Source organism: Herbaspirillum sp. B65 (genome assembly GCF_000333555.1).
GTDB classification, from domain to species: domain Bacteria; phylum Pseudomonadota; class Gammaproteobacteria; order Burkholderiales; family Burkholderiaceae_D; genus Herbaspirillum; species Herbaspirillum rubrisubalbicans.
The window spans coordinates 1-6,244 of sequence record NZ_BADI01000984.1; the positions used below are offsets into that span (position 1 = coordinate 1).

The 6,244-nt window shown below is 61.7% G+C and carries 9 protein-coding genes and 1 pseudogene; 7 read left to right on the forward strand and 3 right to left on the reverse strand.

Annotation, left to right across the window (positions count from 1 at the left end):
- From I5W_RS32200 to I5W_RS23125, 5 genes are all read left to right on the forward strand, one after another.
- On the forward strand, positions 1-294 hold a 294-nt coding region (locus I5W_RS32200), incomplete at its 5' end, for a hypothetical protein (RefSeq protein ID WP_044531007.1).
- 135 nt (positions 295-429) lie between these two features.
- Positions 430-1,281 carry a hypothetical protein gene (locus tag I5W_RS23110; RefSeq protein ID WP_044531008.1) on the forward strand — a complete coding sequence of 284 codons (852 nt, stop codon included), beginning with the start codon at positions 430-432 and terminating at the stop codon, positions 1,279-1,281.
- Between the two features lie 9 nt (positions 1,282-1,290).
- Positions 1,291-1,683: a hypothetical protein gene (locus tag I5W_RS23115; protein WP_017454698.1), complete on the forward strand. Its 393-nt coding sequence runs from the start codon at positions 1,291-1,293 to the stop codon at positions 1,681-1,683.
- A gap of 4 nt (positions 1,684-1,687) precedes the next feature.
- Positions 1,688-2,062, forward strand: coding sequence for a helix-turn-helix domain-containing protein (locus tag I5W_RS23120; RefSeq protein WP_017451722.1), 375 nt, complete (start codon positions 1,688-1,690; stop codon positions 2,060-2,062).
- Between the two features lie 97 nt (positions 2,063-2,159).
- Entirely contained in the window at positions 2,160-2,495 is a 336-nt protein-coding gene (locus I5W_RS23125) for a helix-turn-helix domain-containing protein (RefSeq protein ID WP_017451723.1), read from the forward strand.
- A 9-nt stretch (positions 2,496-2,504) separates the two neighbouring features.
- On the opposite strand, the gene I5W_RS23130 is transcribed toward I5W_RS23125, so the two are convergent.
- The gene (locus tag I5W_RS23130; protein WP_044531009.1) at positions 2,505-3,797 is read right to left on the reverse strand and encodes an MFS transporter; all 1,293 of its coding nucleotides are present in this window, start codon (positions 3,795-3,797) and stop codon (positions 2,505-2,507) included.
- Between the two features lie 187 nt (positions 3,798-3,984).
- On the opposite strand from I5W_RS23130, the gene I5W_RS23135 reads away from it, so the two are divergent.
- Positions 3,985-4,368, forward strand: coding sequence for a type II toxin-antitoxin system RelE/ParE family toxin (locus I5W_RS23135; protein WP_044531010.1), 384 nt, complete (start codon positions 3,985-3,987; stop codon positions 4,366-4,368).
- Positions 4,352-4,654 carry a helix-turn-helix domain-containing protein gene (locus tag I5W_RS23140; RefSeq protein ID WP_044531011.1) on the forward strand — a complete coding sequence of 101 codons (303 nt, stop codon included), beginning with the start codon at positions 4,352-4,354 and terminating at the stop codon, positions 4,652-4,654. Before I5W_RS23135 ends, I5W_RS23140 begins: the two co-directional genes overlap by 17 nt.
- Positions 4,655-4,666: 12 nt before the next feature.
- On the opposite strand, the gene I5W_RS23145 is transcribed toward I5W_RS23140, so the two are convergent.
- Together I5W_RS23145 and I5W_RS23150 are read right to left on the reverse strand one after the other, a co-directional pair.
- Positions 4,667-5,881: an ABC transporter substrate-binding protein gene (locus I5W_RS23145; RefSeq protein ID WP_044531012.1), complete on the reverse strand. Its 1,215-nt coding sequence runs from the start codon at positions 5,879-5,881 to the stop codon at positions 4,667-4,669.
- 69 nt (positions 5,882-5,950) lie between these two features.
- A pseudogene (locus I5W_RS23150) lies at positions 5,951-6,244 on the reverse strand (hydroxymethylglutaryl-CoA reductase, degradative); the annotation flags it as partial.

Consider the following 6,244-nt stretch of genomic DNA (forward strand, 5'->3'; position numbering starts at 1 on the left):
CAGACTGGCCAGGGCAGGGACACGCTGACGCTGGGCGGATTCGGTACTACCGATTCCACCAAGCTGGTGGCCACGGTTTCCGACTTCACCTTGGGGCAGGACAAGGTGAAGGTATTCAGGCAAACCGTGACCAAGGACAACCTCGATGCCTTCGTCACGGCCACCCCTTACAGCACCAATTCCACCAAGCTGGTGGTGGACCTGGATGGGGTTGCGGGGGGGACGAGCTACACCCTGTACTTGCAGAACGTGGCCTATAACCCCGGCAATACCCATACGATCTTCGGCGTGTGATGGCTTGCACCTGAACCGAGATCGTTGACCTGCAAGCGTATCGGCCCAGTACGGGCCGATACCTCACAGCAAGCAAGCGGACGGGCCGGCAGGGCCCCGTCCGCAAATTTTTCAAACTAGATGAAGGAGAAAATAATGGCAGCGCAATCCGCAGATACCGATGAACAAAATTTCTGGCCAGGTTATGTCGATTCGATGGTCAACATGGTCATGTACCTGTTGCTGCTGATCGCCATCCTGGCCATGGCCGTGATGTATTTTTCCATGCGCGCCCGCGACGAAGCCAAGAACAGCAAGGCCACCGAGGTCGAGCTGCCGGGCAAGCCTTCCGAGAAGGCCATGCCCGGTCCCAACGTGCTCACGCCGGTCACCCCCAGCGCCGAGGAATTGCACGCCCAGATCGAGCAGATGCGCCAGACGCTCAATAACAATGAGGTCCGCTACAAGGCCGATGTGGCCGAACTGAAGGAAAAGCTGCGCGAGAGCGACCAGCGCTTCAAGGCCTCGGGCCTGGCCAAGGTCGAGAAACCCAACCAGAAGGAACGCGGCAACAATATGAAGTCCACGCCCGAGGCCGACCTGGCCCAGGATGGCGCTTCCGATCGCGTGGTCGATGCCAGCGGTACCGCCGGCGCCTTGCCCAAGGGGGTGGAGCAGTTTGCCTTGCGTCCCAGTGTGCTGATCGTGCGTTTCCGTCCCGGTACCGTGGACCTGAACACCGGCGAGGCCAAGCGCATGAACGACACCTTCATCAGCCACTTCGACTGGAACAGCAACCGCGAACAGACCTTCACCATCTCCGCGGCGGCGGTGGAAGGCTTGTCGGAGTCCAACCGTATGGCCTTCTATCGCGTGGTGGCGGTGCGTAACCACCTGCTGTCCATCGGCGTGCCGGCGGCCCGTATCCGCCAGCGCATCGAGCCGGTCCCGGCGGCGCGCCAGAGCGGCACCGAAGGTCTGGAAATCCGTATCCAGAAGACCGAGTGAGGATGCCCGATGTCTGAAGCCGCAAGTTCCATCGAGGAAGCCCTGGTTGGCAAGACCACCTATACGCTGGACGTCACGCAAGCCGGTACCGCCCTGCGCAAGATCCCGATCGAAACGATCAAGGACGTGCGCAGCCTGGGCATTGACCTCTTGCTGGTATTGCGCAGCGGTGGTCAGATCCTGCTGCGGGAAGGAGCGCTGGATGCTCTGGTCAACCCCAACCGGCGCCTGGAATTCAGTGATGGCGTGCTGACCCTGCAGCAGATATTCATGCAAAGCGAGCAGTTCGACTTCTTGAACCAGTCCGGCTCCAGCGTGGAATACGAGGTGCATGTGGCCGATGCCTATGGCAGGCCCTTGCCCGAATGGGGTCACGCTGCGCTATTTCCGTTCGGAGGCTGAGACGATGAATGACACCATCGCCCCCGCCAGCGCCGCTGCCAGCGATTTCGGCAAGCAAGCCATCGGCGAGCGCCTCAAAGGAGTGCGCATGATGAGTGGCCTGAACCAGCGCGACTTTGCGGCGCGCCTGGGTACCTCGGGCGCCTACATCAGTTGCGTGGAACTGGGGCACAGTATGCCGGGCGGTCGCTTCCTGCGGACCTTGCATCGCGAGTTCGACGTCAACATCAACTGGCTCTTGACCGGCCTGCAAGCGGAGTTACCACCGCGTCACGGCTTTCACGTCAAGGTGCTCATCGGCGATTATGTCCGCGCATCAGAACGCGGCAAATCGCTGGTGATGGCGGTGGCCAGTTTCCTGGTTGCGCAGGGCGGCTGAAGACATCGGTCAGCGCGTGTGCCGGTCGCCGCCCACTGGCGGCGCCGGCCAGGGATGCGGGCTGCCCGGACTGGTTTGCCCGTATTGAGGAGAGGATATGTTCAGTGAAGAAATCGGTAGCCGGATCCGCGAGATCCGGCTTTCCAATGGCCTCAGCCAGCGCGAGCTGGGCCAGCGCCTGCAGACATCCACCGGACACATCAGCTGGCTGGAAGCCGGCAAGGCCATGCCCGGTGGCGAATTGCTGCTGCAGTTGCATCGCGAGTTCGCGGTAGACATCAATTGGCTGCTGACCGGCAGCGAACCCGAATCAGTGCCCCCCGAGGGCGAGCCCGACGTGCGGCGCCTGGTCGATCATTATTGCCGCGCCGATATGCAGGCCAGAGAGATCATCCGCACCCTGGCCAGCTATGCCGGTCGCACCCGCTCCTGAGGAAGAAGCTTAACGCCCGGCGCCCGCTGGCGCTCCTGCCGCCATCGCCGCTGCCGCGCGGCGTTGCACATCGCGGTTGAGCCGCCATACCAGCATCGAGGCCAGCAGGGTGCTCGCCACGATCACGTAGCCCACCACGTCGAAATGCAGCAATTGCCCATCGGCCCCCAGCGTGACGATGTGGCCTGCCACCACTGAGGCCACGCCGCCCGAGAGCTGCTGGATGGAGGCGCTCACGGCATTGAATGAGCCGCGCTGGGTCGGGGCCGGTACCGACGACACCAACGCCTGGAACGGGATCATGCGCGAGAAGATACCCAGGAACAGCACCGCATTGACCAGCACGATCATGGGCACCGTGACTGGTCCCAGGTGGGTATAGATCAACACCATGATGATGGACAGCAGCGCCCCGAAGAAAAACACCCGCAGCTTGCCCAGCTTGTCGGCGGCACGTCCGATCAGTGGACCGAAGGTGATGGTGCACAGGCCGGTGATCAGGTAGACCGTGGGCAGGTGGTGCAGGTCGATGCCCAGGTTGCCCACCAGGTAGGCGCTGCTGAAAGGCATGAGCATGAAGCCGCCCGTCATCAGCAGGGCCGTGGTGGCAAAGGCGACCAGGTAGCGCGCTTCGGTGATGGTGTGATACAGGTGCATCCAGGCGCTGTGTTCCTGCTTGAGTTTGAGATGGCCATCCACCGGCTGCATCTTGAAGCTGACCACCAGGCCGCCCACCGCCCCCAATCCCGCCATGGCCAGGAAAGGAACATGCCAGTTCCAGGTATTGGACAGGTACAGCCCGATAGGAATGCCCAGCACCTGGCTGGCTGCAAACGAAGTCTGGATGATGCCCATGACGCGCCCGCGCAGATGCGGCGCAAACAGGTCAGTGGCGATGGCCAGCGTGATGGAACCGATCACGCCGCCGAACAGGCCGGTGACGATACGCGCCAGCAGCAGGCTCTCGAAACTCTGCGCCAGGCCGCACCACACCGTCCCCAGCACGAAGCCGCCATAGAAAAACAGCAGCAGCCGCTTGCGGTCGAAGCGATCTGCAAAGCCGGCCGTGAGCAAGCCCGAAGCCCCGGCGCTGAAGGCATAGGCCGACACCACCAGCCCGAACTGCTGCGGCGTGATGCGCATGGCCGGCATGATCAGCGCGCCCAATGGCGACATCAGCATGAAATCGAGAATCACCGCAAATTGCAGGAAGGCAAGCAGGCCCACCACGGTCTTCTGGTAGCGTGTGAAGCCTGCCAGGGCAGGGGGACTGGCGGGGTGTTGGGGCTGGGACTGACTCAAAGGGGCTCCTTGGCGTATCGGTAGGCAGTAGGGCGGCTTGCAAGAGTAGGCGCAAGCCGGGACTTACGCAAGATGCCGATGTAAATGGAGCAGGAATGGTCAAGGTGTTGAGTTTTCGGCTTGGCCATTTGTGGGATGGGATGTTTGAAAGCGTGTCCGTTACGGGTACACTACTGGGGTATCGGCGATGTCAGAGATTCTCAAACGCAAAGAGTTCGCACGCTGGCAAATACGGGAGAACCTGCCCGATGAGCAACTCTGCAAAGCGGTATTTGAAATGGAGCAGGGGCTCATCGATGCCCATCTGGGTGGCCTGCTCTACAAGAAGCGTATTGCTCGCCCCGGAACCGGTAAACGTGGTGGCTTTCGGACCTTGCTCTCAGCGCGCATTGGCAGACGTTACGTATTTCTCCACGGTTTTTCCAAAAGCGACATGGATAATATCTCGCAGGATGAGACCAAGGCACTGCAGTTCGCCGGCAGCCTATTTCTGGAATTGAGTGACGAAGCCCTGTTGAAGGCCATGTTTGCCGGTGTCCTGTTGGAGGTGAATTGTGAGCGATATCATTGAATCGGTCCGTAGCGACCTCTGCGCCCTGGCTGAAGCCGGCGCCATCAGCAAGCTGACCCTGCGCCATTTCGACGCCCTGTGTCCGCCCCAGGTCCGGGAGTTCAGTGCTCAGGATATTCGCCGTCTACGCCTATCCCTGAAGTTCAGCCAGCCGGTTTTCGCCCTGCATCTGCACACCACGGCCTCGACTGTGCGCAAATGGGAAAGCGGCGAGACCCGCCCCGCCGGCCCCGCGCTCAAGTTGCTCAATCTGCTGGCTGACAAGGGCTTGCAGGTCCTCCTCTGAAACCCTATTCCGCTATTGCTTGAGCAGGCTGCACTTGGAATCGGCCACGCTGGTGAAGGCTTGTTCACCCGGGATGGTATCCAGCAATGTCAGGTAATCCCAGGGCTGCTTGGATTGGGCCGGCGACTTGACCTGGTACAGGTACATGTCGTGGATGTTGCGACCATCGGCCCGGATATATCCCTTGTTGTAGAAGTCGTCGATGCGGGTCTTCTTCAGTTGCGCCATCACCTTGGTCGCATCATCGGTGCCGATGGCTTCCACCGCCTTCAGGTAGGTCATGGTGGCCGAATAGGCGGCAGCCTGGTGCGTACTGGGCATCTTCTTCATCTTCTGGTAGAAGCGCTGGGCGAACTTGCGTGAGGCGTCGTCCTTGTCCCAGTACCAACTGTCGGTCATCATCAGCCCCTGGGCATTGGCCAGGCCGAGGGCATGGATGTCGTTGATCACCATCAGCAGGCCCACCAGCTTCATGGTCTTGGTCACGCCGAATTCCTTGGCGGCCTTGATCGCATTGACGGTATCTTCGCCGGCATTGGCCAGGCCCAGGATCTGCGCCTTGGAAGCCTGGGCCTGCAGCAGGAAGGACGACAGGTCGGAGGATTGCGGCGGATGCTTGATCGAGCCCACCACGGTGCCGCCACTGGCCTTGACTACGGCGGCGGTATCGTTGGCCAGCGAGTGTCCGAAGGCATAATCGGCCACCAGGAAGAACCAGGACTTGCCCCCTTGCTTGATGACCGCACTGGCGGTGCCCTTGGCCAGGGCTACCGTGTCATATTCGTAATGCACGGTGTAGGGCGTGCATTCTTCGTTGGTCAGGCGTGCCGTGCCGGCACCGATGTTGATGTAGACCCGTTTCTTTTCGGCCATCACCTTGTTCATCGACAGCGCCGTAGCCGAATTGACGCCACCGATGAGCATGTCCAGGCCACGTTCATCGACCCATTCGCGGGCGCGGGTGGCGGCGATGTCGGCCTTGTTCTGGTGGTCCGCCGAGAGCACTTCGATGGGCTTGCCCAGCACCTTGCCGCCATAGTCGGCCACCGCCATGCGGATCGCCTCCAGCCCGCCCAGGCCGTCGGTGTCGGCATAGGGGCCGGACATGTCGGTGATGAAGCCGATGCGCACGGCCTCATGGGATGCCTGTGCCAGTGCCGGCCCCGAAAAAATGCCTGCCATGGCGCAGGCTGCTGCCAGCCGGCCTAGCGTGGTCGATGTGGTCATGTTCTGGTCTCCTGTTGTTATTGGCCGCCTGCGGCGGCTGGTGCTTCAATCGTGTGCTAGCGCAGCGGTTCAGCCGCCGCGGCGTTCGGCCAGCAGCGCCTTGGCATAATCCACGCGCACGTCATGCTGCGCCACCATCTGCTGTACCAGCCAGTCCATCTCGCCCGGTTCGGCACCGGCTGCCAGCGCGATGTTGCGCGCATGAAGCGCCATGTGGCCGCGCTGTATGCCTTTCGGTGGCAATGCGCGCAGGGCCGCCATGTTCTGTGCCAGGCCGACTGCCACGGGCACTTCTGCCAGTTCCTGCGCGGATTGCACGCCCAAGATCTTCAGCGCTGCNCGCGCGGCGGGATGGGTCTTGGT